Raw genomic sequence first — 26,394 nt, forward strand, 5'->3', positions numbered from 1 at the left:
TCGCCCCGCGCTCCTCACCCCGGCGCCGGGAAGCCCACCGGCCAGGTGTGGACGGGCTCGCCCCCGTGCATCAGATCGCGGTAGCGCCGGGTGGTGGCCGCCAGCGCCGCCTCCCGGGTCAGACCGGCGTCGAGGGCGCGGTGGTACGTGTCGACCTGCCAGGAGGCCCCGTTGACGCGGCGCCGGCAGCGCTCCTCGATCACGCCGAGGTAGTGGTCCCGGTCGGCCGGCTCCACCCCCCACGCGTCGAGCCCCGCGGCGGCCAGCGGCAGCAGTTCGTCCCGGACCAGCTTGACGGCCGGTACGCGCGCGACGCCGCCCGCCCGGCGCGGCACCGGCCACAGCAGGTCGGCGTCGATGCCCTGGCGGCAGGCCGTCTCGAAGTTGGCGGCGGCCACCGCGAACGGCAGCCGGGTCCACACCGGCCTGCTGTCCTCGGCGAGCGAGCGCACCAGCCCGTAGTAGAAGGCCGCGTTGGCGATCACGTCGGTGATGGTGGGCCCGGCCGGCAGCACCCGGTTCTCCACCCGCAGATGCGGCACGCCGTCCGCGATGCCGTACACAGGGCGGTTCCAGCGGTAGATCGTCCCGTTGTGCAGGACGAGCTCCTGGAGGGTGGGCACCCCGCCGGCCGACAGCACCCGCAGCGGCTCCTCCTCGTCGCAGATGGGCAGCAGCGGCGGGAAGTAGCGCAGGTTCTCCTCGAACAGCTCGTACGCGGAGGTCACCCAGCGCTCGCCGAACCAGGTGCGCGGGCGCACGCCCTGGGCGCGCAGCTCCGGCGGCCGGGTGTCGGTGGCCTGCTCGAACAGCGGCGGGCGCGACTCGCGCCACAGCTCCCGGCCGAACAGGAAGGGCGCGTTGGCCCCCACCGCGATCTGCACGGCGGCGATGGCCTGCGCCGCGTTCCACACCGCCGCGAACCGGGCAGGGGTGACCTGGAGGTGCAGCTGCACGGAGGTGCAGGCGGCTTCCGGGGTGATGGAGCCGGAGGTGCAGACGAGGCGTTCGACGCCCTCGATGTCGAGGGTGAAATCCTCGCCGCGGGCCGCCACGATCTGATCGTTGAGCAGTACATAGCGATCGGAATTGGAAAGGTTCGCGGAGACCAGGTCCTGCTGGCTGATCGTCGGGAGAATTCCGATCATCAGGATCCCGGCACCGACTTCGCCCGCTTTGCGTTCGGCGTACCCGAGGCCGGTCCGCAGCTCCTCGGAGAGCTGATCGAAGACCCGGCCGCCGAGCCGGTGCGGGGCGATATTCACCTCCAGGTTGAACATGCCGAGTTCGGTCTGGAAATCCTTGCTCGCTATCCGCTCCAGAACCTCCGCGTTCATCATCCGCGGCATACCGTCGGGCCCCACGAGATTCAGCTCGATCTCCACGCCCATCAGATTCCTCGGACGATCGAACCTCCGTTCGGTCAGGAGTCGCCCCAGCCCCTCCAGGCACTGCTGGAGCTTCTGCCGGTACGCGTGCCGATCGGACAGGTCGAACTCGCCCGCCACGACCTTCTCACCCATCGAAGCGTCCCTCCTCGAATGGGCAGCCGGCCCGGCCGGCCGCGTGCGTCACGGTCGATAATGCCCAGGCTGGCTGATCCATAACGCCCCATGGAAGGGTGCCGGGTAGTAAGCTGGTACGAACCGGCCCCAGGCACATGCATTCGGCATACAGCAACCTGCGGATACCACCGCTTCGGGAATCGTGAAAAACACCGACGGGTTTCGGCCTACCGCCATCGGCGGACCTTTCCAGGCCAGTCCGGTACCCCGTTCCCCGAATCGGGATGAATGCCGCATCACAAGGACCGGAATCCGCCTTGCCCGCAATACGGACGAGAGCTAGCCGAAACACGCCCTGAACACGTGTCGTATAAACTTCGCGAACGAGGCAGAGAGTTGGCGCCCCGGCCATTGTCCCCCGGCCCCCCTCTGACCCCGTATCACCGCAGACAGCGCCGTCCGCACTGCCCACGCACCAAGGTGTCTCCGAAGTGAGAGGCGACCCACCATGCCGCTGCATGTTCCCCCGGCCCCCGCGCCCGCCCTGCGCAGCGTCCTCGCGGCACTCGGTTCCCCCACCGCCGTCCGCGCGGCGCGCACCCCAGCCCTGCGAAACGCGCAGGGCCCGCTGACCCCCGAACTCCCGCTGCCCGTCCACGTGCTGGACCGGATCACCCCGAGCGCCCGCGCCCCGCGCAGCCGCCTGGCCGGCTGGCGCTTCCTCATCAGCGATCCAGAGGGCGCGGTCGCGGCCGCGGACACCATGCTCACTCCGGACGGCTGGGCCTTCTCCCACTTCTTCGAAGGTCCCTACCTCGCCTCGACCCAGCGCGCCCTGCGCCAGGCCGAGGCGCTGACCATGGACTTCGAGCCCCGGCTGCTCTCGGTGCCGGAGCTGTACATGCTCACCCTGTGGCTGCGGCGCGACCTCACGGCCGACCCCGCCTGCGGCGACCTGGACCCGGCCGACTTGCTGGTGCCGCTGGCGCCCGCCCCGCCCGGCATCTGCGCCCACCGGCCGCACCGGGTCTCCGAGCTGCTGCCGGTGATGACCCTGCGCCTCACCCCCGCGCCGTTGCTGAGCCAGCCGGTCTGACGCCCTGCCCGCCCGCCGGAACAACGAGCCCACAGCGCCCCGGAGCCCCCTTCGGCCCGGGGCGCTGTGCCGTGCGCCCGCGCACATCCTCCGTACGGGCTAGCCCGTAACGGCCACCACGAACCACCCGAAGGGACAGGGCAGTTGAGTTGAACCGGCCGCACGAGTGATGCGTCAATATGCAGTAGGAAGTGGTGCCGCGAAATCCCTGCGGATTGACGCCCGTAGGGCAACACTGGGAGCGGACCGACCGGACTTACCAACGGGGGGCGGCCATGAACACCGCATCGAGCCGCAGGACACTCACTACTACGACCCAGCGAAAGAACGCATCCATGTGCCAGCACCAGCCAGCCTGCCCGACAGCCGACTCCGCCGACCGGGAGGCCGCGCAGCTCGTGGCGCACCACCCGGAGCAGGGCTGGAGCCTGCTGTGCAACGGCGTCCTGATCTTCGAGGACACCGGTGAGCTGCTGCCGGACGGGCGGATCATCGCCCCGCACCGGGCGCTGACAGCCGGACAGGTGGCGAAGGCCGCGTAGCGCGGCCGATGGCACGAGGACAACTCCACAGCACCGCACGACAAAGGGGCCGGCCCGGGGAGAGAACCCCGCACCGGCCCCGACGTATGTCAGCCGTCGACAGCCCTACATCAGTTGTCGTACTCGTCCAGCGGCGGGCAGGAGCAGACCAGGTTGCGGTCGCCGAAGGCACCGTCGATGCGGCGCACCGGCGGCCAGTACTTGTCGGCGGCCGAGACCCCGGCCGGGAAGACCGCCTCCTCGCGGCTGTACGCGTGGTTCCACTCGCCGCCGAGCGCGGCCGCCGTGTGCGGGGCGTTGGCCAGCGGGTTGTCGTCGGCGGGCCACTCGCCCGAGGCGACCTTCTCGATCTCGGCGCGGATCGCGATCATCGTCTCGCAGAACCGGTCGATCTCGTTCAGGTCCTCGCTCTCGGTCGGCTCGATCATCAGCGTGCCGGCCACCGGGAACGACATCGTCGGCGCGTGGAAGCCGTAGTCGATCAGACGCTTGGCGATGTCGTCGACGCTGACGCCGGTCGACTTCGACAGCGGGCGCAGATCCACGATGCACTCGTGCGCCACCAGGCCGTTGGGGCCCGTGTAGAGCACCGGGTAGTGCGGCTCCAGGCGCTTGGCGATGTAGTTGGCCGCGAGCACCGCGACCTGCGTCGCCCGCTTGAGGCCCTCGCCACCCATCAGACGCACGTACGCCCACGAGATCGGCAGGATGCCCGCCGAGCCCCACGGGGCGGCCGAGATCGGGCCGACGCCCGTCTCCGGGCCGGCGCCCGGCTGGAGCGGGTGGTTCGGCAGGTACGGCGCGAGGTGCGCGCGCACACCGACCGGGCCGACGCCGGGGCCGCCGCCGCCGTGCGGGATGCAGAACGTCTTGTGCAGGTTGAGGTGCGAGACATCGCCGCCGAACTTGCCCGGCTTGGCGAGGCCCACCAGCGCGTTGAGGTTGGCGCCGTCGACGTAGACCTGGCCGCCCGCGTCGTGCACCTCGCCGCAGATGTCCGCGACGTGCTCCTCGAACACCCCGTGCGTGGACGGGTAGGTGATCATCAGCACCGAGAGCTCGTCGCGGTACTGCTCGATCTTGGCGCGCAGGTCGGCGATGTCTACCTCGCCGTCGTCGGCGGTCTTCACCACGACGACCTTCATGCCGGCCATCACGGCGCTGGCGGCGTTGGTGCCGTGCGCGGAGGACGGGATGAGGCAGACCGTGCGCTGCTCGTCGCCGTTGGCCCGGTGGTAGGCGCGCACCGCGAGCAGACCCGCGAGCTCGCCCTGCGAACCGGCGTTGGGCTGGATGGAGACCGCGTCGTACCCGGTGACCTCGGCGAGGCGCTCCTCCAGCTCGTGGATGAGCGTGAGGTAGCCCCCGGCCTGCTCGGCCGGCGCGAAGGGGTGCATCTGGCCGAACTCGGGCCAGGTGACCGGCTCCATCTCGGTGGTCGCGTTCAGCTTCATGGTGCAGGAGCCGAGCGGGATCATGCCGCGGTCCAGCGCGTAGTCGCGGTCGGCGAGCTTGCGCAGGTAGCGCAGCATCGCGGTCTCGGAGCGGTGCTGGTGGAAGACCGGGTGGGTCAGGACCTCGTCGGAGCGCAGCAGCGCGTCCGGCAGCGTGTCGGCGGCCGCGGCGTCCAGCGCCTCGATGTCGCCCTCGGCGCCGAAGGCGGCCCAGACGGCGGCGATGCGGTCGCGGTCGGTGGTCTCGTCGCAGGCGATCGAGACGGTGTCGGCGTCCACCAGGTGCAGGTTGACCCCGCCGTCACGGGCGGCGGCGACGGCCTCGGCGGCCTTGCCGGGGACCTTGACGGTCAGCGTGTCGAAGTACGAGCCGTGCACGACCTCCACACCGGCGGCGCGCAGCCCCTCGGCGAGGATCACCGCGTACCGGTGGGTGCGCCGGGCGATCTGCCGCAGTCCGTCGGGGCCGTGGTAGACCGCGTACATACCGGCCATGACGGCGAGCAGGACCTGCGCCGTACAGATGTTGCTGGTGGCCTTCTCGCGGCGGATGTGCTGCTCACGGGTCTGCAGGGCCAGGCGGTACGCCCGGTTGCCGTCCGCGTCCACGGAGACGCCGACCAGGCGGCCGGGCAGGCTGCGGGCGAACTTCTCCTGGACCGCCATGTAGCCGGCGTGCGGGCCGCCGAAGCCCATCGGGACGCCGAAGCGCTGGGTGGTGCCCACCGCGATGTCCGCGCCGAGCTCGCCGGGCGAGGTCAGCAGGGTCAGGGCGAGCAGGTCGGCGGCGACGGTGACGATCGCGCCCAGCTCGTGGGCCTCGTCGATGACGGGCTTGAGGTCGCGGACCTCGCCGGAGGCGCCGGGGTACTGGAGCAGCACACCGAAGACACCGCGCTCGGCGATCTCGGCCGGGATGCCGTGGCTCAGGTCGGCGACGACGACCTCGACACCGGTCGGCTCGGCGCGCGTCTCTATGACGGCGACGGTCTGCGGCAGCGTGTCGGCGTCGACGAGGAAGACCCCGCCCTTGACCTTGCCGACGCGGCGCGAGAGCGCGAGCGCCTCGGCGGCCGCGGTGCCCTCGTCGAGCAGCGAGGCGCCGGAGGTCGGCAGCCCGGTGAGGTCGGCGACGACGGTCTGGAAGTTGAGCAGCGCCTCCAGACGGCCCTGCGAGATCTCCGGCTGGTACGGCGTGTACGCCGTGTACCAGGCCGGGTTCTCCATGACGTTGCGCAGGATCACCGGCGGGGTGAACGTGCCGTAGTAGCCCAGGCCGATCATCGGGGCCAGGACCTTGTTGCGGTCGGCGAGGGAGCGCAGCTCGGCCAGGACCTCGGCCTCGGTGCGGGCGCCGGGCAGACCCAGCGCCTCGGCGCTCTTGATCACGTCCGGCACCGCAGCGGCGGTCAGCTCGTCGAGCGAGCCGTAGCCGACCTGCGCGAGCATCTTCGCCTGGGCCTCGGCATCGGGCCCGATGTGACGCTGCTCGAAGGGGATGCCACGCTCGAGCTCGGTGAGCGGCATGCGGTTGGCGGTCATTACGGAGGCCTCCTGGTCTGCACGACCTGCGAGGGGCACCACGGCGCGGGTGCCCGGACGGCCTCCCCCTCTGTCATCTCAACCTGAGAGCTTCACCGGGGCGCGTGGGGGCGTCCCGGCTTTCACCGTCGGTGAGGAAAGGGTGCGCGCACGGCAGCTGCCCGCACGTCCCCCGTCCTGCTTTCCAGAGTGACCTCGTCCGCGCGGTACGTGGGCCTGAGAGATTCCGGGGAGGATTTGCTCCTTCGGCGCCTCCGGACTTCTCTCCGGAGGACTCTCCCGCGCGGGGTCAGCAGCCACCGCCAGGGTACCAGCGCGTTCCGGCCCTGATCCTTCGAGTGGCCGACGCCCGCGATGTGCACTTTCGTAGTGCTTACGAGCAGTTGCGACCAGTTGGAGGGACCGTGCAGACCGATATCGATCCGCGCAGCCTGATCGGCCGCAAGGCGTTCGACCGCAACGGCAACAAGATCGGCACGGTGGACGAGGTCTACCTCGACGACGCCACCGGGGCGCCCGAGTGGGCCGCCGTACGCACCGGCCTGTTCAGCCGGGACGCCTTCGTCCCCCTGGAGCCCAGCACCCTCGTCGACGAGGCGCTGCACATCCCCTACGACCGGGCGCTGATCAAGGACGCTCCCGACTTCGGCGTCGGCCGCCACCTCTCCCCCGAGCAGGAGCTCCAGCTCTACCACCACTACGGACTCGACATCGCCGCCCCCGATCCCCTGCCCGGCTCCGACCGGGACTTCGGACGGCTCGCGGGCGAGGAGGACGACGAGGCCTGACCCTCCGCGTCACCCGTCTCCCCGGGCTCCGCCACCAGCGGCAGCGGCTCGGACGGCTCCAGGTCGGGGTCGTCCACCCGGAACGTCCGCACCCGTCCGGGCGCCTTCGACGTGGGCGTCTCGAACCGGACGGTGACCCGCCCCACCCCGCTGCCCTGCACCCAGCCGGGGCCGAACTCGCGGTGGCGCACATCGTGCCCGGCCGGCCAGTGCCGCTCGGCCGGGTCGGCGGCCGCCGTCTGCTCGGGGACGGCCGGATCCGCCTCCTCCTCGGCGGCCGCCTCCTCGACCGGCTCCCGCTCACCGGCGGCCTGCGCGAAGAGGTCCTCCTGCGTGAAGTCCGCGAGGCCGCTGACCCCGACCCCGAGGAGGCGCACGCCGCCCGTCGTGTCCACGGAGTCGAGCAGCCGGCCGGCCGCCTCGCGCACCACCGCGGGGTCGTCCGTGGGCCCTCTGAGCGTCTCCGACCGGGTCAGCGTCGAGAAGTCGTACCTGCGGACCTTGAGGACGATCGTGCGGCCCGAGTGCCCGGACGCCCGCAGGCGCTGCACACACCGGTCTGCGAGCCGCCCCACCTCGTTCATCACCCGCACCCGGTCGTGCAGGTCCACGTCGAAGGTGTCCTCGACCGACACCGACTTGGTGTCCCGCTCGGCCACCACCGGCCGGTCGTCGAGCCCGAGCGCCATCCGGTGCAGCGACGCCCCGTGCGCCTTGCCGAGCAGCCGTACGAGCTCGTCCTCGCCCGCTTCGGCGAGATCCGCGACCGTGGTCATCCCGGCCCTGCGCAGATGCTCCCCGGTCGCCGGGCCCACCCCCGGCAGCGTCCTCACCGGCATCGGGGCGAGCATGTCCCGTTCGGTGCCGGGTTCTATGAGCCTGAGACCGTCGGGCTTGGCCTCCTCGGAGGCGATCTTCGCCAGCATCTTGGACCCGGCGAGCCCCACCGACCCCGTCAGACCCGTCACCGCCCGGATGTCGGCACGCAGCCGCTGACCGGCCTCACGGGCCGACTGGGCGTCCCACGCGACTCCCCCGGCCTCCAGGTCCACGAAGGCCTCGTCGAGGCTCAGGGGCTCCACCAGGGGCGACAGCCGCCCCAGCAACTCCATCACCTGCTCGCTGATCGAGCGGTAGAAGCCGAAGCGCGGCACCAGATAGGCGCCATTGGGACACAGCCGTCTCGCCTGAGCCATCGGCATCGCGGATCGCGCACCGAAGCGCCGTGCCTCGTACGACGCGGTGGCCACCACACCGCGTGGTCCGAGGCCGCCCACGATCACGGGTTTTCCGCGCAGGCTGGGCTTCGACGCCTGCTCTGCGGCGGCGAAGAAGGCATCCATGTCCAGATGCAGAATGGTCGGCGCGGCTCTCACACCACCGATGCTGCCTCACGCCACTGACAATGGGCCCCCGGCGGGCCCGCGGCCTCTCAGACGGCCCGGTTGCGGCGCCTGGCGAGCTCGTCGGCGGGGTTGTGCCCGACCAGCGTCTCGCCGGTGTCGACCCGCTCCCCGTGCAGCTGGGACAGGGCCGTCTCGACGTCGCGCCACACCACGCCGACGGCGATGCCGAAGACGCCCTGGCCGCCCTGGAGCAGGTCGACGACCTCGTCGGGCGAGGAGCACTCGTAGACGGTGGCCCCGTCGCTCATCAGCGTCATCCGCTCCAGATCGCGGAAGCCGCGCTCGCGCAGGTGCTGGACGGCGGTGCGGATGTTCTGGAGGGCGACCCCGGTGTCCAGGAAACGCTTGACGATCTTGAGGACGACGACGTCCTTGAAGCTGTAGAGCCGCTGGGTGCCCGATCCGTACGCCGGACGCACACTGGGCTCGACCAGGCCGGTGCGCGCCCAGTAGTCGAGCTGCCGGTAGGTGATCCCGGCCGCCGCGCACGCCGTCGGCCCCCGGTACCCGACGGTGTCGGTGCCGGTGTCGTCCGCACTGTCGTGAAGGGGGTGCTCACTGCTCGGCCGAGAGCCTGGGGGCGGGTACGGCCCGCTCTCCCCCGGACGTCCGGGGGCCTCCCCTGCCGTACTGTCGCCGCTGCTTCTCACGCCGACCCTCCGTCCTAGAACTGCCTTCACGACGGTAGGCAGTCACTCGGGGTGCGTCAACGATCGCCACACTCGGCACGCCGAGTGATAATCACCCTGAGAGTGGTTTCGCGTACCCCTCTTCGGGGAAAGGCTACTCGAATGCGCCGGAGCCGCCCGGCCTGCGGGGACTCCCGGCGCGGCGGCTCACTGGCTGTTGGTGCCGAAGTCCTCGGGCGAGATCTGGTCGAGGAACTCGCGGAACTTCTCCACCTCGTCCTCCTGCTCGTCCGGGATCGCGATCCCCGCGTCGTCGAGCACCCCGTCACTGCCGTAGATCGGCGTTCCGGTGCGCAGGGCGAGCGCTATGGCGTCGGATGGACGCGCGCTCACCTCGACACCACTGGCGAAGACCAGCTCCGCGTAGAAGACACCTTCGCGCAGGTCCGTGATGCGGACCTCGGTCAGCTCCTGGCCCACGGCCTCCAGCACGTCCTTGAAAAGGTCGTGCGTCAGCGGCCGCGCCGGAGCCATCCCCTGCTGGGCGAAGGCGATCGCGGTCGCCTCCCCTGGACCGATCCAGATGGGGAGGTACCGATCGCCTCCCACTTCACGCAGGAGCACGATCGGTTGGTTGGAGGGCATTTCCACCCGGACACCCACGACGTCGAGCTCGTTCACACAGCAACCCTAGGACGTGCCCGGCAGGTTTGGGTAGTCGGGGACCCCCTGGCTCACTACAGCCGGACCCCGAGAGCGGTCTGGACCAGGGCCGCGTGGAGCCGCACGGTCAGCGCCGCCAGCTCCTTCACGGTCGCCTCCGCATGCGCCCTGGTCTGCGGGTTGCGGTGCAGCCGCAAGGGTGCGACCACCTGTTCGACCAGCCCGGCCTCGCGGTCGGCAGCCGCCTTCATGGCGCGAAGATGCCTCGGTTCCAGACCGAATCGGCCCAGGTCCGCCACGAGACGCGCCACATTCACCGACTCCGAGTCGTAGCCGCCCTCGGGACCGGCCGAGATCAGCCCGTAGGACTCCCACTCGGTCAGCTCCGCCTCGGTGACCTCTGCGGCCACCAGCAGCTCTGTGCGGCCCACACGGGACGCCGTGCGGCGCTCCGGATCGCCCTCGGCCCCGCCGTCCGCGAGATCGCCAGCTCCGCCCGGAGCGGGCAGCGCGGGCTGCTCCCCCCGGCTCAGCGCGTCGAGGTGCTCGCGGATGACCTTCAGCGGCAGATAGTGGTCCCGCTGCATCCGCAGCACCTGGGCGAGCCGCTCCACGTCCTCGGGGCTGAACTTGCGGTACCCCGACGGCGTGCGCCGGGGCTCCACAAGACCCTCGGACTCCAGGAAGCGGATCTTGGAGATGGTGACTTCGGGGAACTCCTCGCGCAGCTGATTCAGCACGGTGCCGATGCTCATCAGCCGGTCGCCAGCGGTGGCGGTGCCGTTTCCGGCACCGCCCGTCGGTGTGTGCAGCATGGGCCTTCCCTGGATGGATCTTTCCCCTGAGGGGCCCCCGAACGGACTGGGAGGGGTCAGGCGCCGCGCTGGCTCGCGTAGAACACCAGCCGGTACTTCCCGATCTGCACCTCGTCGCCGTTGGACAGGTCGATCGAGTCGATCCGCTCCCGGTTCACATACGTACCGTTGAGGCTGCCGACGTCCGAGACGGTGAATCGGCCGTCCGCGCCCCGACGGAACTCCACATGACGGCGCGACACGGTCACGTCGTCGAGGAAGATGTCGCTCTGCGGATGCCGGCCCGCCGTGGTCAGCTCGCCGTCCAGCAGGAAGCGGCTGCCCGAGTTGGGCCCGCGGCGCACCACCAGGAGGGCGGAGCCCAGCGGCAGCGCGTCGACCGCGGCCTGCGCCTCCGGCGACAGCGACGGCAGCGCCGTCTGGCCCGTCACCTCGGAGTCGTACGCCTCGAGCCCGGAGATCGAGATCGTCGACGTGGTCTCCGCGGCACGCTCGGGAACCGCGCCCGGGCGCAGCGGGGCGCCACAGTTGGAGCAGAAGCGGCTCGCCGCCGCATTGCTGTGCCCGCACCTCGTACACACCGGCATGGACGGATCCTCCTGCCCCGGCTGGACCGCGTGGGCGCTGGTCGCATACGGGTCGGGCGCAAACCCTCCACCCGTACTTGATGGATCCCCGAAACCTATGCGGCCGGGACCGGCAGGGTCAACAGAAGACGCGCCCGGACCGCCCGGAATGTCACCCCCGGGGCGGCTCACCTCATCGCGGAACAGCGGGCGCTCGCCGCCCTGCTCCTCCGCCTGTCCACGGCCTCGGGCACGGTGCCGGGCGGAGCCGCTGGCACCGTCCTCACGTGCGCTCTTGCCGAACAACTTCGCAAACAACTTCACGGGCGATTCCCCTTGACCGAAACAGACCCGCCCGTGGGGCAGGACGAACCCAGAATCAACACACCGGCCGACCCGGACATCCTCACAACGTCCGTATCCGCCAAACAGTTTCCACCACGCACCACGAGTTGGGTGCGCCGACCCCCCGCAAGCTCATGCCCTTGTGCGGTCGCTCGCATGCGGCCCCGCGTCACCGCGAGGACGACCGAGCGTAGTCAGGCCGCTTCGCCGGTCGCAAGGCATCCACGACGATCTTCTCGGAACGGACCACAGTGGCCGTGGCCTGCTCCTTCTCCAGAGTCTGCACCACGCCGCCGGGGATGTTGAGCGCGGGTTCGAGATCCTGTGGCTTCCCGATCACCTTGAAGACATAGGGAGCGGTGACCTTCCGCCCGTCGACCTCGATGCCCCCGTCGGCGTCCGAGAAGTACGTGTTGGCGACCACCCGGACGTCGTTGACCTGGATCGCCTCCGCACCGGCGGCGCGCAGCTCCTGGATGGTGTCGAGCAGTTTGTCCGCCTCGACCGCCTTCTTGGAGTCGGTGATGGTCAGCGTGATGCCCGGGCCCTGCGCGGCGACCGTACCGGCCAGGATGCCCAGCTGACGCTCCTTCTCCAGGGTCTGCTTGCGCGCTTCGGCCGCCTGGTTGGAGCTGGTCTCCAGCTCGGTGCGCTGCCCTTCGAGCCGCTGCTTCTCGTCCTCAAGACGCTTGGTACGGGAGTCGAGCTCGTCCAGGATGCGCACCAGGTCCTCCTGGCGGGCCCCGCGCAGCGCGCTGTTGTCGCTGGTGGAACGGACCTGGATGGCCAGGCCCAGGCCGAGCACGAACAGCAGCAGGGCGACGATCAGTTGGGCCCGGGTCACCCGCGGCGGCCACAGCCCCGCGGCCAGCCGCTGGCGGCCCGTCACCTGCGGCCCCGAAGGCTCCTGGGGCGCGGGGGCGGACGTCGCGGGTGCTTCGGGCGTTTCGGGCACCGGCGGCATCTGCGGCGGCGTTCCCGGCGCCTTCGGCGTGTCGGGTCCCTTCGGCGTGTCGGCCCGAGGGGGCTCCGGCACGGAAGGAGTGCTGCCGGCGCCGGGCCCCGGGGTGCGGTCCGGCCCCTGCTCAGGGGTGTCCTCGCTGCTCATCGGCCTCACGCCCGGAAGACGTGCCGGCGGATGGCCGCGGCGTTGGAGAAGATCCGGATGCCGAGCACGACGACCACACCGGTCGACAGCTGCGCGCCCACGCCCAGCTTGTCACCGAGGAACACGATCAGCGCCGCCACCACGACGTTCGACAGGAAGGACACCACGAAGACCTTGTCGACGAAGATGCCGTCGAGCATGGCCCGCAGACCGCCGAAGACCGCGTCCAGCGCGGCGACGACGGCGATGGGCAGATACGGCTCGACCACCGCAGGCACCTCGGGCCGGACCAAAAGTCCGACCACGACTCCCACGACGAGGCCAAGTACGGCGATCACGATGTGCCTTTCCTTGTGGCGGCCGCGCCCCTGCCGGCGCCGGTGGCCTGCGGCTGTGCTGTACGTACGATCAGGCTCGGCGCGGCCGGCAGGCGCACCTCGCCCTGGTCCGAAATGCTGGAGCGGATGCCGTAGTTCTCCTGGAGAACATGGAGGTACTGGCCGTCGGCGCTGTCCTGGAAGGCGGTGCTGAGCTTCTTCCCGTCCCCCACTGCGAGGACCGTGTACGGCGGCACCAGCGGCCTGTTGTCGACCAGTATGGCGTCGCCGGCCGCCCTGATCGCCGAAAGGGCTGTCAGCCGCTGTCCGTTGATGGCCACGGCCTCGGCGCCGGACTGCCACAGGCCGTTGACGATGCGCTGCATGTCCCGGTCGCGGACCCGGCCGGTGTCCGAGAAGCTGCTGTTCTCGCGCGGCCCGCCGCCTCCGCCCGACTCCGTGTTCTTGGCGTCGTCGACGACCAGCTTCACTCCGGGGCCGCGCACTTCGGTGGCTCCCGACAGCAGCGCGACCAGTTCGCCCTGGTCACCGCCGTGCTTCTCCAGCGCCTTGCGCTGGCGGTCACCGACCTCGTCGCGCAGCGAGTCGACCTCCTTCTGGAGGTCGTCCGCCGCCTTGGTCTCCGCCTCCACGCGCCCGATGAGCTCCTGGCGCTCCTTGGCGACCACCGGCGCCGTTATCCGCGCCTGCGCGGCGCCGATCGTCACCACCACGGCGGCGAGCACCAGACCGGCGGCCAGCCCGAGCTTCGCGCGCAGGGTGCGGGGCATGCCCTCCTGGCCCTCGGCCTTGCGCCGGGCCGTCGCCTCCGCGTACCCGTCGTCGAGCGCGTGGTCCATCACATTGGTCAGCAGCGACATGGACGCGTCGGGGCGCGACGGTGGAGAAGGAGTGCTCCGAACGGGGGGCTGCTGCGGCATGCCGCACATCGTCGCACGTCGGCGCCGCTGCCGCCGAATGGCCCCACCGGTGCGCCGGGCGGCGTCCCACGACCCCGCCCGGCGCCCCCCGAAGACCTCAGTGACCTGCGCTGTCCACGATCGCGGACCACTCGTCGAGCAGCGCCTGCGCGGAGGCGTCGTCGGGCCCCTCGGCCCACAGATGGGTGACCGCCTCGGCCGGGTCGGGCAGCACCATCACCCAGCGGCCGTCGGCTTCCACGACCCGCACTCCGTCGGTCGTGTCCACCGACCGGTCCCCGGCCGCCTCGACGACCCGCCGCATGACCATGCCCTTGACCGCCCACGGGGTCGCCAGGTCCCGGCGCAGCACATGGGCGCGCGGTATCCGCGAATCGATCTGGCTGAGCGTCAGCTGTGTCCGCGCCACCAGCCCGATGAGCCGTACGAAGGCGGCGGCGCCGTCGAAGACGCTGCTGAACTCGGGAATGATGAACCCGCCGCGCCCGTCGCCGCCGAAGATGGTCGACTCCTCGCGGCCCACGCGCGTGAGGTCGTCGGGCGACGTGGTCGTCCACTCCACCTGCGTACCGTGGTACGCGGCGACCTGCTCGGCGATACGGGTCGTGGTCACCGGCAGCGCCACCCGCCCGCTGCGCCGCTCGGCCGCCACCAGGTCCAGCATCACCAGCAGCGCCCGGTCGTCCTCGACGATCCTCCCGCGCTCGTCGACCAGCGACAGCTTCTCCCCGACCGGGTCGAACCGCACCCCGAACGCAGCCCGCGCCGAGGCCACGATCTCCCCGAGCCGCACCAGACCGGCCCGCCGCCCGTCGGCCGTCTCGGTCGGCCGCGACTCGTCGAGCCCCGGGTTGATGGTCAGCGAGTCCACCTGGAGCCGCCCGAGCAGACTGGGCAGGACGAGCCCCGCGCTGCCGTTGGACGCGTCGACCACGACCTTGAGCCCGGCCTCCGCGACACCCGTCGTATCGACCTTGCGCAGCAGGGATCCGGTGTACGAGTCGAAGACGCTGCTCGGGAACTGCAGGTCCCCGATCTCGCCGGGGAACGCCCGCCGGTACTCCTGACGTGCGTACACCCGGTCCAGCTTGCGCTGCCCGGCCTGCGAGAGGTCCGCGCCCCGCTCGTCGAAGAACATGATGTCGACGGAGTCCGGCACACCCAGCGAGGTCCTGATCATGATCCCGCCGGCGCTGCCTCGCGCGGTCTGCTGTCTCGCCACCGGCAGCGGCACGTTCTCCAGGTCCCGTACGTCGATGGCGCTGGCCTGGAGGGCCGAGATCACCGCCCGCTTCAGGGCGCGCGCACCACGGGAGTGGTCACGGGCCGTCGTAACGGTCGCGCCCTTCTTCAGGGTCGTGGCGTACGCACCCGCCAGCCGCACCGCGAGCTCCGGGGTGATCTCCACATTGAGGATGCCGGAGACACCGCGCGCCCCGAAGAGATGGGCCTGGCCGCGCGACTCCCAGATCACCGAGGTGTTGACGAACGCGCCCGCCTCGATGGTCTTGAACGGATAGACCCGGACATTGCCCTGAATGATCGATTCCTCACCGACCAGGCACTCGTCCCCGATGACGGCGCCGTCCTCGATCCGGGCCGACCGCATGATGTCGGTGTTCCTGCCGATCACACAGCCGCGGAGATTGCTGTGCTGGCCGATGTAGACGTTGTCGTGGACGACGGCCTTGTGGAGGAAGGCCCCGGTCTTGACGACGACGTTGGACCCGATGACCGTGTGCTCGCGGATCTCCACATCGGCTTCCACCTTGGCGTAGTCCCCGATGTAGAGCGGGCCGCGCAGCACCGCGTCCGGATGGACCTCGGCGCCCTCCGCGACCCAGACGCCGGGCGAGATCTCGAAGCCGTCGATGTCGACGTCGACCTTGCCCTCCAGCACGTCGGCCTGCGCCTTCACATAGCTCTCGTGCGTGCCGACGTCCTCCCAGTAGCCCTCCGCGACATAGCCGTAGATGGGCTTGCCCTCCTTCATCAGCTGAGGGAAGACGTCACCGGACCAGTCGACGGACACATCGGCGTCGACGTAGTCGAAGACCTCGGGCTCCATCACATAGATTCCGGTGTTCACCGTGTCCGAGAAGACCTGGCCCCAGGTCGGCTTCTCCAGGAAGCGCTCGACCTTTCCCTCTTCGTCGACGATGGTGATGCCGAATTCCAACGGGTTGGGAACCCGGGTCAGGCACACCGTGACCAGTGCGCCCTTCTCCTTGTGGAAGTTGATGAGATCTGTCAGGTCGAAGTCGGTGAGGGCGTCACCCGAGATGACGAGAAAGGCATCGTCCTTGAGGGCCTCCTCGGCGTTCTTGACGCTGCCCGCGGTACCGAGGGGCTTCTCCTCATTGGCATAGGTGAGCTCCATCCCGAGCTCCTCGCCGTCACCGAAATAGTTCCTGACCAGCGAGGCCAGGAACTGCACGGTTACGACGGTCTCATTGAGCCCATGCCGCTTGAGCAGCCGTAGCACATGCTCCATGATCGGCCGGTTCACCACCGGCAGGAGCGGCTTGGGCATGCTCGAGGTCATGGGGCGAAGTCGTGTTCCTTCGCCACCGGCCATCACGACGGCCTTCATGTCGGAAGCGTCCTCCTTGACGAGACGACGGTCTAGCCGACTGCACCCGTCCGGGTGGGCCCCCTGGCATCATGCGCGGACCCCTCTGCTCCGAAGGACCGCCGACGAGCTCAATCGGCCGCTGAGTCCGCCTTGACCAGCCGGCGGACCTGAACCACATACAGGATCCCTGCCCACCAATACAGAGTTGTACCCCATCCGGCGAACGCCCATCCGAAAATCGCCGCCAGATCGGCGAGCCATCCGCTTCCGTCGCTCAGCAGAAGCAACGGGAAGGCGTACATGAGGTTGAACGTGGCCGCCTTACCCAGGAAGTTCACCTGCGGCGGCGGATAGCCGTGCCTGCGGAGGATTCCCACCATCACCAGAAGCATCAGCTCCCGGGCCAAAAGGGCAGCGGTCAGCCAAACCGGCAGAATCTCCCGCCAGGTGAGACCGACGAGCGTGGAAAGGATGTACAGCCGGTCGGCCGCCGGGTCGAGGAGCCGGCCCAGACTGCTGATCTGGTTCCAGCGCCGGGCGAGCTTCCCGTCCAGGTAGTCACTGACACCGCTCAGCGCCAGTACGAGCAATGCCCAGCCATCGCTCTTGGGCCCACCGAACTCGGGTCGAAGGATCAGCCACAGGAACACGGGTACGCCGACGAGACGCGCCATGCTGAGGATGTTGGGGATGGTGAGCACCCGGTCCGTCTGAACGCGAGTCTCCTGGACCTCCACCCGGGGGCCTCCTGTGAACGTGCCAACGATGCCCCCTGACCTTACCGGCAGCGGACGTGCACGAGTGCACAGGGGTACGGGTCGAATAAAGCCCTGAACGGGACTTGAACGGGTCCTGAACGCAAAAATGCCTCAACCCCCGGCCCAAAAGGGCACGGGGGTTGAGGCTAAAGATTGTTCGGCGGTGTCCTACTCTCCCACAGGGTCCCCCCTGCAGTACCATCGGCGCTGAAAGGCTTAGCTTCCGGGTTCGGAATGTAACCGGGCGTTTCCCTAACGCTATGACCACCGAAACCCTATCGGTTTCGAGCGAACAAGCACACTTTTTAATTAGTGGGTTCTGCTCAACCAGCAACTGTTCGTTGCTTCAGAACTAACACAGTGGACGCGAGCAACTGAGGACAAGCCCTCGGCCTATTAGTACCAGTCAGCTCCACCCCTTACGAGGCTTCCACATCTGGCCTATCAACCCAGTCGTCTACTGGGAGCCTTACCCTCTCAAGGAGGTGGGAATACTCATCTCGAAGCAGGCTTCCCGCTTAGATGCTTTCAGCGGTTATCCTTTCCGAACGTAGCCAACCAGCCATGCCCTTGGCAGGACAACTGGCACACCAGAGGTTCGTCCGTCCCGGTCCTCTCGTACTAGGGACAGCCCTTCTCAATATTCCTACGCGCACAGCGGATAGGGACCGAACTGTCTCACGACGTTCTAAACCCAGCTCGCGTACCGCTTTAATGGGCGAACAGCCCAACCCTTGGGACCGACTCCAGCCCCAGGATGCGACGAGCCGACATCGAGGTGCCAAACCATCCCGTCGATATGGACTCTTGGGGAAGATCAGCCTGTTATCCCCGGGGTACCTTTTATCCGTTGAGCGACGGCGCTTCCACAAGCCACCGCCGGATCACTAGTCCCGACTTTCGTCCCTGCTCGACCCGTCGGTCTCACAGTCAAGCTCCCTTGTGCACTTACACTCAACACCTGATTGCCAACCAGGCTGAGGGAACCTTTGGGCGCCTCCGTTACTCTTTAGGAGGCAACCGCCCCAGTTAAACTACCCATCAGACACTGTCCCTGATCCGGATCACGGACCCAGGTTAGACATCCAGCACGACCAGAGTGGTATTTCAACGGCGACTCCACAACCACTGGCGTGGCTGCTTCAAAGTCTCCCACCTATCCTACACAAGCCGAACCGAACACCAATATCAAACTGTAGTAAAGGTCCCGGGGTCTTTCCGTCCTGCTGCGCGAAACGAGCATCTTTACTCGTAGTGCAATTTCACCGGGCCTATGGTTGAGACAGTCGAGAAGTCGTTACGCCATTCGTGCAGGTCGGAACTTACCCGACAAGGAATTTCGCTACCTTAGGATGGTTATAGTTACCACCGCCGTTTACTGGCGCTTAAGTTCTCAGCTTCGCCCCACCGAAATGGAGCTAACCGGTCCCCTTAACGTTCCAGCACCGGGCAGGCGTCAGTCCGTATACATCGCCTTACGGCTTCGCACGGACCTGTGTTTTTAGTAAACAGTCGCTTCTCGCTGGTCTCTGCGGCCACCCCCAGCTCAGAGTGCAAGACTCATCACCAGTGATGGCCCCCCTTCTCCCGAAGTTACGGGGGCATTTTGCCGAGTTCCTTAACCATAGTTCACCCGAACGCCTCGGTATTCTCTACCTGACCACCTGAGTCGGTTTAGGGTACGGGCCGCCATGAAACTCGCTAGAGGCTTTTCTCGACAGCATAGGATCATCCACTTCACCACAATCGGCTCGGCATCAGGTCTCAGCCTTAACGTGTGACGGATTTGCCTACCACACGGCCTACACCCTTACCCCGGGACAACCACCGCCCGGGCTGGACTACCTTCCTGCGTCACCCCATCGCTTACCTACTACAAGTCTGGTTCGTCGGCTCCACCACTTTCCTTTCCCCGAAGGGTCCGGAACGGCTTCACGGACTTAGCATCGCCTGATTCGATATTGGGCGTTTCAAAGCGGGTACCGGAATATCAACCGGTTGTCCATCGACTACGCCTGTCGGCCTCGCCTTAGGTCCCGACTTACCCTGGGCAGATCAGCTTGACCCAGGAACCCTTAGTCAATCGGCGCACACGTTTCTCACGTGTGTATCGCTACTCATGCCTGCATTCTCACTCGTGAACCGTCCACCACTAGCTTCCGCTGCGGCTTCACCCGGCACACGACGCTCCCCTACCCATCAACACACCCGTTAGGGCTATATATGTCAATGACACGACTTCGGCGGTACGCTTGAGCCCCGCTACATTGTCGGCGCGGAATCACTTGACCAGTGAGCTATTACGCACTCTTTCAAGGGTGGCTGCTTCTAAGCCAACCTCCTGGTTGTCTCTGCGACTCCACATCCTTTCCCACTTAGCGTACGCTTAGGGGCCTTAGTCGATGCTCTGGGCTGTTTCCCTCTCGACCATGGAGCTTATCCCCCACAGTCTCACTGCCGCGCTCTCACTTACCGGCATTCGGAGTTTGGCTAAGGTCAGTAACCCGGTAGGGCCCATCGCCTATCCAGTGCTCTACCTCCGGCAAGAAACACACGACGCTGCACCTAAATGCATTTCGGGGAGAACCAGCTATCACGGAGTTTGATTGGCCTTTCACCCCTAACCACAGGTCATCCCCCAGGTTTTCAACCCTGGTGGGTTCGGTCCTCCACGAAGTCTTACCTCCGCTTCAACCTGCCCATGGCTAGATCACTCCGCTTCGGGTCTAGAGCGTGCAACTATATCGCCCTGTTCGGACTCGCTTTCGCTACGGCTTCCCCACACGGGTTAACCTCGCTACACACCGCTAACTCGCAGGCTCATTCTTCAAAAGGCACGCAGTCACGACGTTACATGCAAGCATGCAACGCGACGCTCCCACGGCTTGTAGGCACACGGTTTCAGGTACTATTTCACTCCGCTCCCGCGGTACTTTTCACCATTCCCTCACGGTACTATCCGCTATCGGTCACCAGGGAATATTTAGGCTTAACGGGTGGTCCCGCCAGATTCACACGGGATTTCTCGGGCCCCGTGCTACTTGGGTGTCTCTTAAACGAGCCGTTGACGTTTCAGCTACGGGGGTCTTACCCTCTACGCCGGACCTTTCGCATGTCCTTCGCCTACATCAACGGTTTCTGACTCGTCTCACAGCCGGCAGACCGTGAAAAAGAGATCCCACAACCCCGTATGCGCAACCCCTGCCGGGTATCACACGCATACGGTTTGGCCTCATCCGGTTTCGCTCGCCACTACTCCCGGAATCACGGTTGTTTTCTCTTCCTGAGGGTACTGAGATGTTTCACTTCCCCTCGTTCCCTCCACATGCCCTATGTGTTCAGGCATGGGTGACAGCCCATGACGACTGCCGGGTTTCCCCATTCGGAAACCCCCGGATCAAAGCCTGGTTGACGGCTCCCCGGGGACTATCGTGGCCTCCCACGTCCTTCATCGGTTCCTGGTGCCAAGGCATCCACCGTGCGCCCTTAAAAACTTGGCCACAGATGCTCGCGTCCACTGTGCAGTTCTCAAACAACGACCAGCCACCCATCACCCCACCAACAACATGGTGAGTTCACTGGGGCCGGCGACTGAAGTACAAGCGGGCAAAGCCCGTGCCTTCAGACACCCAACAGCGTGCCCGGCCCGGCTCCCTCAGGTTCACGTTCCACGCCGAAGCAGTACTAGTGATCCCTCGAAAACCGTGCCGAATAGTCAACGTTCCACCCATGAGCTGACCGTGCAGAACATTTGCCTGCAATCGGTACTGTGCTCCTTAGAAAGGAGGTGATCCAGCCGCACCTTCCGGTACGGCTACCTTGTTACGACTTCGTCCCAATCGCCAGTCCCACCTTCGACAGCTCCCTCCCACAAGGGGTTGGGCCACCGGCTTCGGGTGTTACCGACTTTCGTGACGTGACGGGCGGTGTGTACAAGGCCCGGGAACGTATTCACCGCAGCAATGCTGATCTGCGATTACTAGCAACTCCGACTTCATGGGGTCGAGTTGCAGACCCCAATCCGAACTGAGACCGGCTTTTTGAGATTCGCTCCGCCTCACGGCATCGCAGCTCATTGTACCGGCCATTGTAGCACGTGTGCAGCCCAAGACATAAGGGGCATGATGACTTGACGTCGTCCCCACCTTCCTCCGAGTTGACCCCGGCAGTCTCCTGTGAGTCCCCATCACCCCGAAGGGCATGCTGGCAACACAGAACAAGGGTTGCGCTCGTTGCGGGACTTAACCCAACATCTCACGACACGAGCTGACGACAGCCATGCACCACCTGTATACCGACCACAAGGGGGCGACCATCTCTGGCCGTTTCCGGTATATGTCAAGCCTTGGTAAGGTTCTTCGCGTTGCGTCGAATTAAGCCACATGCTCCGCTGCTTGTGCGGGCCCCCGTCAATTCCTTTGAGTTTTAGCCTTGCGGCCGTACTCCCCAGGCGGGGAACTTAATGCGTTAGCTGCGGCACCGACGACGTGGAATGTCGCCAACACCTAGTTCCCAACGTTTACGGCGTGGACTACCAGGGTATCTAATCCTGTTCGCTCCCCACGCTTTCGCTCCTCAGCGTCAGTAATGGCCCAGAGATCCGCCTTCGCCACCGGTGTTCCTCCTGATATCTGCGCATTTCACCGCTACACCAGGAATTCCGATCTCCCCTACCACACTCTAGCTAGCCCGTATCGAATGCAGACCCGGGGTTAAGCCCCGGGCTTTCACATCCGACGTGACAAGCCGCCTACGAGCTCTTTACGCCCAATAATTCCGGACAACGCTTGCGCCCTACGTATTACCGCGGCTGCTGGCACGTAGTTAGCCGGCGCTTCTTCTGCAGGTACCGTCACTTTCGCTTCTTCCCTGCTGAAAGAGGTTTACAACCCGAAGGCCGTCATCCCTCACGCGGCGTCGCTGCATCAGGCTTTCGCCCATTGTGCAATATTCCCCACTGCTGCCTCCCGTAGGAGTCTGGGCCGTGTCTCAGTCCCAGTGTGGCCGGTCGCCCTCTCAGGCCGGCTACCCGTCGTCGCCTTGGTAGGCCATTACCCCACCAACAAGCTGATAGGCCGCGGGCTCATCCTTCACCGCCGGAGCTTTCCACCCAGAAGCATGCGCTTCCGGGTCGTATCCGGTATTAGACCCCGTTTCCAGGGCTTGTCCCAGAGTGAAGGGCAGATTGCCCACGTGTTACTCACCCGTTCGCCACTAATCCACCCCGAAGGGCTTCATCGTTCGACTTGCATGTGTTAAGCACGCCGCCAGCGTTCGTCCTGAGCCAGGATCAAACTCTCCATGAATGTGTACCGGTAATCCGGTGCGCACACACGAAAGAGCGGGACAGTCATGTCGGAATAAGACCGACCGTCCTCAGCGTCCTCGCTGTGTAATTGCCTGCCGACCACGAGGGCCTGCAGGACTTTTCAAAGGAACCTCCAACCCAACCGACAAGCGGTGGGCCGGGGTTGTCAATCTGGCGTTGACTTTTGGCACGCTGTTGAGTTCTCAAGGTACGGACGCTTCCTTTGTTCCCGTTTCCGGGCCCTCCGGGCGCTTCCTTCGTTTCCGACTCTATCAGACCGTTTCCCGGTCCGACTTCCTCGGTGCTTTCCAGGTTTCCGCTTTCGCGTTTCCCTTTCCGGCGGCTCCGACTCTATCAGTACTTTTCCTTCTCCCCGACCACTTCGTTTTGCAGCGCACGGAAATACCGACGCAGCAGAGCGAGGCGCAGGATCAAGATCAGCAAGTTGAGGAGGAGCCTGCCCGACCCGACACATTCACGTGAAGTTCACACGTTGTCGTCAGGCGGGACTTAGGACAGTACAGCCCCCGGAGCGGTCGGGGCAAATCGGCCCTGGAGCCCCCGGGGGTCTATGGTCTAGTCCACTACCGCACCGGTCTAGTCCAGTAGTCTCCGTCGGGGAAGCCCGGCCTGGAGTCATACCAGGCGAACCCGGACTTCTTATGACTTACCCTTCTGAAAAGTACGCCGTCACACAGCACGTAGTGGCAGCGACACGAAGAAGCCCCACCCCCTGGGAGGCCATCCATGACCACCGTGACGTCCCCGCTCGCCGGGCAGGCCATCGGACTCGCGGCAGTGCCCGATCCGGTGTTCTCCGGCGCAATGGTGGGCCCCGGTACCGCCATCGACCCCGTACGGGAGCCCTCGGAGGCGGTTTCCCCCGTCGACGGTGTCATCGTCTCCCTGCACCCGCACGCTTTCGTCGTCGTGGACGACGAGGGCCACGGTGTGCTGACGCACCTCGGTATCGACACCGTCCAGCTCAACGGCGAGGGCTTCGAGCTGCTCGTCAACAAGGGCGACACCGTCACGCGCGGCCAGGCCGTCGTGCGCTGGAACCCGGCTGCTGTCGAAGAGGCCGGGAAGTCCCCCGTGTGCCCCATCGTGGCCCTCGAAGCCACTGCTGACTCCCTCGGCGACCTCCGTGAGGACGGCGATGTGAAGGCCGGCGACGCCCTCTTCACCTGGAAGTAGTTCAGCCAGAAGTCGTGACGCCGCCGTCGCCGAGACGGTGAGTCGGACATCCACCGCGGTGGCGCAGACCGCCGCACCAATCGGAGACGGGTGAAATGGAGACAACGCTGCGAGGCGTCGGCGTGAGCCACGGTGTGGCGATCGGCCAGGTCCGGCACATGGGCACTGCGGTCCTGGAGCCGCCGGCCAAGCAGATTCCGGCGGAGGAGGCGGAGCGCGAGCAGGGGCGTGCCCGCAAGGCCGTCGAGGCCGTGGCGGCCGACCTGAACGCGCGCGGCAACCTGGCGGGGGGCGAGGCGCAGGCCGTACTGGAGGCGCAGGCCCTGATCGCCCAGGACCCCGAGCTGATCGCCGACGTCGACCGGCGCATCGCCGTCGGCAGCACCGCCGAGCGGGCCGTGTACGACGCGTTCTCGCACTACCGCGAGCTGCTCGCGGGCGCCGGTGAGTACATGGCCGGGCGCGTCGCGGACCTCGACGACGTGCGCAACCGCATCGTGGCGCGCCTTCTCGGCGTCCCGATGCCGGGCGTTCCGGACAGCGACGAGCCGTACGTACTGATCGCGCGCGACCTCGCTCCCGCCGACACCGCGCTGCTCGACCCGGCGCTCGTGCTCGGCTTCGTGACCGAGGAGGGCGGGCCGACCAGCCACAGCGCGATCCTGGCGCGGGCGCTGGGCGTCCCCGCGATCGTGGCGCTGCCGGGCGCCGGTGAGCTCGCCGAGGGCACGATGGTCGCCGTCGACGGCAGCACCGGCGAGATCTTCGTCGACCCGAGCGAGGACAAGCGCGCCGAGCTTGAGCGTGCCGCGGCCGAGCGCAAGGCGGCGCTGAACGCGTCCTCCGGTCCGGGTGCGACCTCGGACGGGCACAAGGTGCCGCTGCTCGCCAACGTCGGCGGTCCCGCCGACGTGCCGGCGGCGGTGGAGGCGGGCGCCGAGGGCGTCGGTCTGTTCCGTACCGAGTTCCTCTTCCTCGACGACTCCGCGAAGGCGCCGTCGGAGGAGAAGCAGGTCGAGGCGTACCGCAAGGTGCTGGAGGCGTTCCCCGAGGGCCGTGTGGTCGTGCGGGTGCTGGACGCGGGCGCCGACAAGCCGCTGGACTTCCTGACGCCCGCCGACGAGCCGAACCCGGCGCTCGGCGTGCGCGGTCTGCGGTCGCTGCTTGACCACCCCGAGGTGCTCCGGACGCAGCTGACGGCGCTGGCCAAGGCCGTCGAGGGGCTTCCGGTCTACCTGGAGGTCATGGCGCCGATGGTCGCGGACCGTACGGACGCCAAGGCGTTCGCGGACGCGTGCCGGGCGGCCGGGCTGCAGGCGAAGTTCGGCGCGATGGTGGAGATCCCCTCGGCCGCGCTCCGCGCGCGCTCGATCCTCCAGGAGGTCGAGTTCCTGTCGCTCGGCACCAACGACCTGGCCCAGTACACGTTCGCGGCCGACCGGCAGGTCGGTGCGGTGTCCCGGCTCCAGGACCCGTGGCAGCCCGCGCTGCTCGACCTGGTCGCGCTGTCCGCCGAGGCGGCCAAGGCCGAGGGCAAGAGCTGTGGTGTCTGTGGTGAGGCTGCCTCCGATCCGCTGCTCGCGTGTGTGCTCACCGGTCTGGGTGTGACCAGCCTGTCGATGGGTGCCGCGTCCATTCCTTACGTGCGCGCGACGCTGGCGAAGTACACGCTCGCCCAGTGCGAGCGCGCTGCCGCCGCGGCACGGGCCGCGGACTCGGCCGAGGAGGCCCGCGTGGCCGCGCAGGCGGTGCTGTCCGGGGAGTGACCCGGTCGGCCGTCGACTGCGTCGGCGCAGTATCTGAGTGAGAGGGGCTTCCCGTCGCCTGTGCGGCGGGGAGCCCCTTTCGCTTGTCCGTCAGTGGTCGGCGGTCAGTGGTCGGTGGTGGGCTGGTCGAACGGGAAGCCCGCCCGGTAGTCCACTCCTGGTTCGGGTGCCACCGGGTCCCCGGTGTCGGCGTCGGTGCAGTACGCGCTGAAGACTTCGCCCGCGGTGAGCGGGAGCAGCCTGCCCTCGTGCAGCCGCCAGCCGTGGACGCGGTCGGGCGCGTCGGTCTCCGTCGTGCGCAGCACCAGGCCTCCCGGGCTGTGCTGGGCGATGCCCGCGGCGAGGACGGTGACGAACTCGGCGACGTCCGTCTCGTCGAGCAGGGCCGGGGCGCCGCTGCGGCCTTCGGCGTGGAGCACGGCGATGAGATGCTCCTGCTGTGCCTGGACGCTGCACACCACGTGGTGCAGGCCCGGGCCCGCCGCCTCGATCAGGTGCGTGAGGATCGTCGAGGCGCGTTCGAAGGCGGAGCGGCCGATGTCCTGGCCGCATTGGGCGCACTCCCCCAGGTCGGCCAGGAGCAGCGTCGCGTAGTCCCAGGTCGCCTGGCGGACCGCTTTGTTGATGAGCTCGGGCACCAGGCGGTCGATGGGCTGGCCCGCGTAGGCGACGCGGGCGCCGCCCGCCGCGATCTCGGCGGTGAAGCGGGTGCGGCTGTCGGCGGTGTCGGGGTCGAGGCCGCCTGCCGTGCAGAACTCGGTGAACTCCTCCGGGTCAAACAGGGCGACCGTGGTGTGCAGTCCTTGGGCGGCGAAGGATCTGAGCAGGCCGTCGACCTGGCGGAGGTAGGCGGTGTGGTCGTCGAAGGCGAAGGACCGGTACCGCGTCATCGCCTCGAAGTCGTACGCGTCGGCCAGCAGCCCCACCGTGTTCGGCGTCTCCCTGCGCAGGGTCCGCCGCAGGGCTCTGGCCGCGTGGCCGGGCCGGGAGCCGCGAGGTGTCCGGGACCGGGTGGAGACCGTCGGGCCGGTGGATTTCCTGGAGTTGCGGATGTGCGCCATGTTTCCCCCTGC

Annotated in this window: 18 protein-coding genes, 3 rRNA genes and 1 riboswitch; of the genes, 5 read left to right on the forward strand and 16 right to left on the reverse strand. The window is 67.6% G+C overall.

Annotation, left to right across the window (positions count from 1 at the left end; all coding sequences use genetic code 11):
- Nucleotides 1–14 precede the first annotated feature (14 nt).
- Nucleotides 15–1,523 (reverse strand): glutamate-cysteine ligase family protein, encoded by a 1,509-nt coding sequence (locus BX283_RS09940; protein ID WP_101387273.1) that lies wholly within the window; start codon nt 1,521–1,523, stop codon nt 15–17.
- A 490-nt stretch (nt 1,524–2,013) separates the two neighbouring features.
- Here BX283_RS09940 and BX283_RS09945 point away from each other — a divergent pair, with 490 nt between their 5' ends.
- Both BX283_RS09945 and BX283_RS09950 read left to right on the forward strand, forming a co-directional pair.
- A complete protein-coding gene (locus tag BX283_RS09945; protein WP_101387274.1) occupies nt 2,014–2,601 on the forward strand; it encodes a hypothetical protein in 588 nt (195 codons plus the stop codon).
- 335 nt (nt 2,602–2,936) lie between these two features.
- A complete protein-coding gene (locus tag BX283_RS09950) occupies nt 2,937–3,143 on the forward strand; it encodes a DUF5999 family protein (protein WP_067155431.1) in 207 nt (68 codons plus the stop codon).
- A 110-nt stretch (nt 3,144–3,253) separates the two neighbouring features.
- On the opposite strand, the gene gcvP is transcribed toward BX283_RS09950, so the two are convergent.
- On the reverse strand, nt 3,254–6,139 hold the full coding sequence (gcvP, locus tag BX283_RS09955; protein ID WP_101387275.1) for an aminomethyl-transferring glycine dehydrogenase: 2,886 nt from the start codon (nt 6,137–6,139) through the stop codon (nt 3,254–3,256).
- 194 nt (nt 6,140–6,333) lie between these two features.
- A riboswitch (glycine riboswitch) is annotated at nt 6,334–6,431 on the reverse strand.
- A gap of 112 nt (nt 6,432–6,543) precedes the next feature.
- On the opposite strand from gcvP, the gene BX283_RS09960 reads away from it, so the two are divergent.
- On the forward strand, nt 6,544–6,927 hold the full coding sequence (locus BX283_RS09960) for a PRC-barrel domain-containing protein (protein ID WP_101387276.1): 384 nt from the start codon (nt 6,544–6,546) through the stop codon (nt 6,925–6,927).
- Here the strand turns inward: BX283_RS09960 and BX283_RS09965 are convergent.
- From BX283_RS09965 to BX283_RS10025, 13 genes are all read right to left on the reverse strand, one after another.
- Entirely contained in the window at nt 6,837–8,303 is a 1,467-nt protein-coding gene (locus BX283_RS09965; RefSeq protein WP_101387277.1) for a DNA polymerase IV, read from the reverse strand. The genes BX283_RS09960 and BX283_RS09965 overlap by 91 nt on opposite strands.
- Nucleotides 8,304–8,359: 56 nt before the next feature.
- Entirely contained in the window at nt 8,360–8,983 is a 624-nt protein-coding gene (locus BX283_RS09970; protein WP_101387278.1) for a MerR family transcriptional regulator, read from the reverse strand.
- 186 nt (nt 8,984–9,169) lie between these two features.
- Entirely contained in the window at nt 9,170–9,643 is a 474-nt protein-coding gene (locus tag BX283_RS09975) for a bifunctional nuclease family protein (RefSeq protein ID WP_006123076.1), read from the reverse strand.
- A 56-nt stretch (nt 9,644–9,699) separates the two neighbouring features.
- A complete protein-coding gene (locus tag BX283_RS09980) occupies nt 9,700–10,440 on the reverse strand; it encodes a MerR family transcriptional regulator (RefSeq protein WP_101387279.1) in 741 nt (246 codons plus the stop codon).
- Nucleotides 10,441–10,496: 56 nt separating this feature from the next.
- A complete protein-coding gene (locus tag BX283_RS09985; RefSeq protein WP_101387280.1) occupies nt 10,497–11,438 on the reverse strand; it encodes an FHA domain-containing protein in 942 nt (313 codons plus the stop codon).
- Nucleotides 11,439–11,520: 82 nt separating this feature from the next.
- On the reverse strand, nt 11,521–12,387 hold the full coding sequence (locus tag BX283_RS09990) for a DUF881 domain-containing protein (RefSeq protein ID WP_373979156.1): 867 nt from the start codon (nt 12,385–12,387) through the stop codon (nt 11,521–11,523).
- Nucleotides 12,388–12,464: 77 nt separating this feature from the next.
- Nucleotides 12,465–12,797 (reverse strand): small basic family protein, encoded by a 333-nt coding sequence (locus BX283_RS09995; protein WP_003970459.1) that lies wholly within the window; start codon nt 12,795–12,797, stop codon nt 12,465–12,467.
- Nucleotides 12,794–13,726: a DUF881 domain-containing protein gene (locus tag BX283_RS10000; RefSeq protein WP_180357124.1), complete on the reverse strand. Its 933-nt coding sequence runs from the start codon at nt 13,724–13,726 to the stop codon at nt 12,794–12,796. Before BX283_RS10000 ends, BX283_RS09995 begins: the two co-directional genes overlap by 4 nt.
- Nucleotides 13,727–13,814: 88 nt before the next feature.
- Nucleotides 13,815–16,310 carry a mannose-1-phosphate guanyltransferase gene (locus BX283_RS10005; protein WP_101387283.1) on the reverse strand — a complete coding sequence of 832 codons (2,496 nt, stop codon included), beginning with the start codon at nt 16,308–16,310 and terminating at the stop codon, nt 13,815–13,817.
- A gap of 110 nt (nt 16,311–16,420) precedes the next feature.
- Nucleotides 16,421–17,029 (reverse strand): CDP-alcohol phosphatidyltransferase family protein, encoded by a 609-nt coding sequence (locus BX283_RS10010; RefSeq protein ID WP_067155476.1) that lies wholly within the window; start codon nt 17,027–17,029, stop codon nt 16,421–16,423.
- A 176-nt stretch (nt 17,030–17,205) separates the two neighbouring features.
- Nucleotides 17,206–17,322 (reverse strand): 5S ribosomal RNA (gene rrf / locus BX283_RS10015).
- 104 nt (nt 17,323–17,426) lie between these two features.
- Nucleotides 17,427–20,550, reverse strand: a 23S ribosomal RNA gene (locus BX283_RS10020).
- Between the two features lie 280 nt (nt 20,551–20,830).
- A 16S ribosomal RNA gene (locus BX283_RS10025) occupies nt 20,831–22,356 on the reverse strand.
- The 16S, 23S and 5S rRNA genes sit together here, the layout of an rRNA operon.
- Nucleotides 22,357–23,105: 749 nt before the next feature.
- Between BX283_RS10025 and BX283_RS10035 the strand changes: the two genes are divergently transcribed.
- Both BX283_RS10035 and ptsP read left to right on the forward strand, forming a co-directional pair.
- Nucleotides 23,106–23,555, forward strand: a complete 450-nt coding sequence (locus BX283_RS10035) for a PTS glucose transporter subunit IIA (protein ID WP_101387284.1) — start codon at nt 23,106–23,108, stop codon at nt 23,553–23,555.
- A gap of 95 nt (nt 23,556–23,650) precedes the next feature.
- Nucleotides 23,651–25,321: a phosphoenolpyruvate--protein phosphotransferase gene (ptsP, locus tag BX283_RS10040; protein ID WP_101387285.1), complete on the forward strand. Its 1,671-nt coding sequence runs from the start codon at nt 23,651–23,653 to the stop codon at nt 25,319–25,321.
- 104 nt (nt 25,322–25,425) lie between these two features.
- On the opposite strand, the gene BX283_RS10045 is transcribed toward ptsP, so the two are convergent.
- Nucleotides 25,426–26,382 (reverse strand): hypothetical protein, encoded by a 957-nt coding sequence (locus BX283_RS10045; RefSeq protein ID WP_101387286.1) that lies wholly within the window; start codon nt 26,380–26,382, stop codon nt 25,426–25,428.
- Between the last annotated feature and the right edge of the window lie 12 nt (nt 26,383–26,394).

It is taken from the genome of Streptomyces sp. TLI_146 (assembly GCF_002846415.1).
GTDB lineage: Bacteria > Actinomycetota > Actinomycetes > Streptomycetales > Streptomycetaceae > Streptomyces.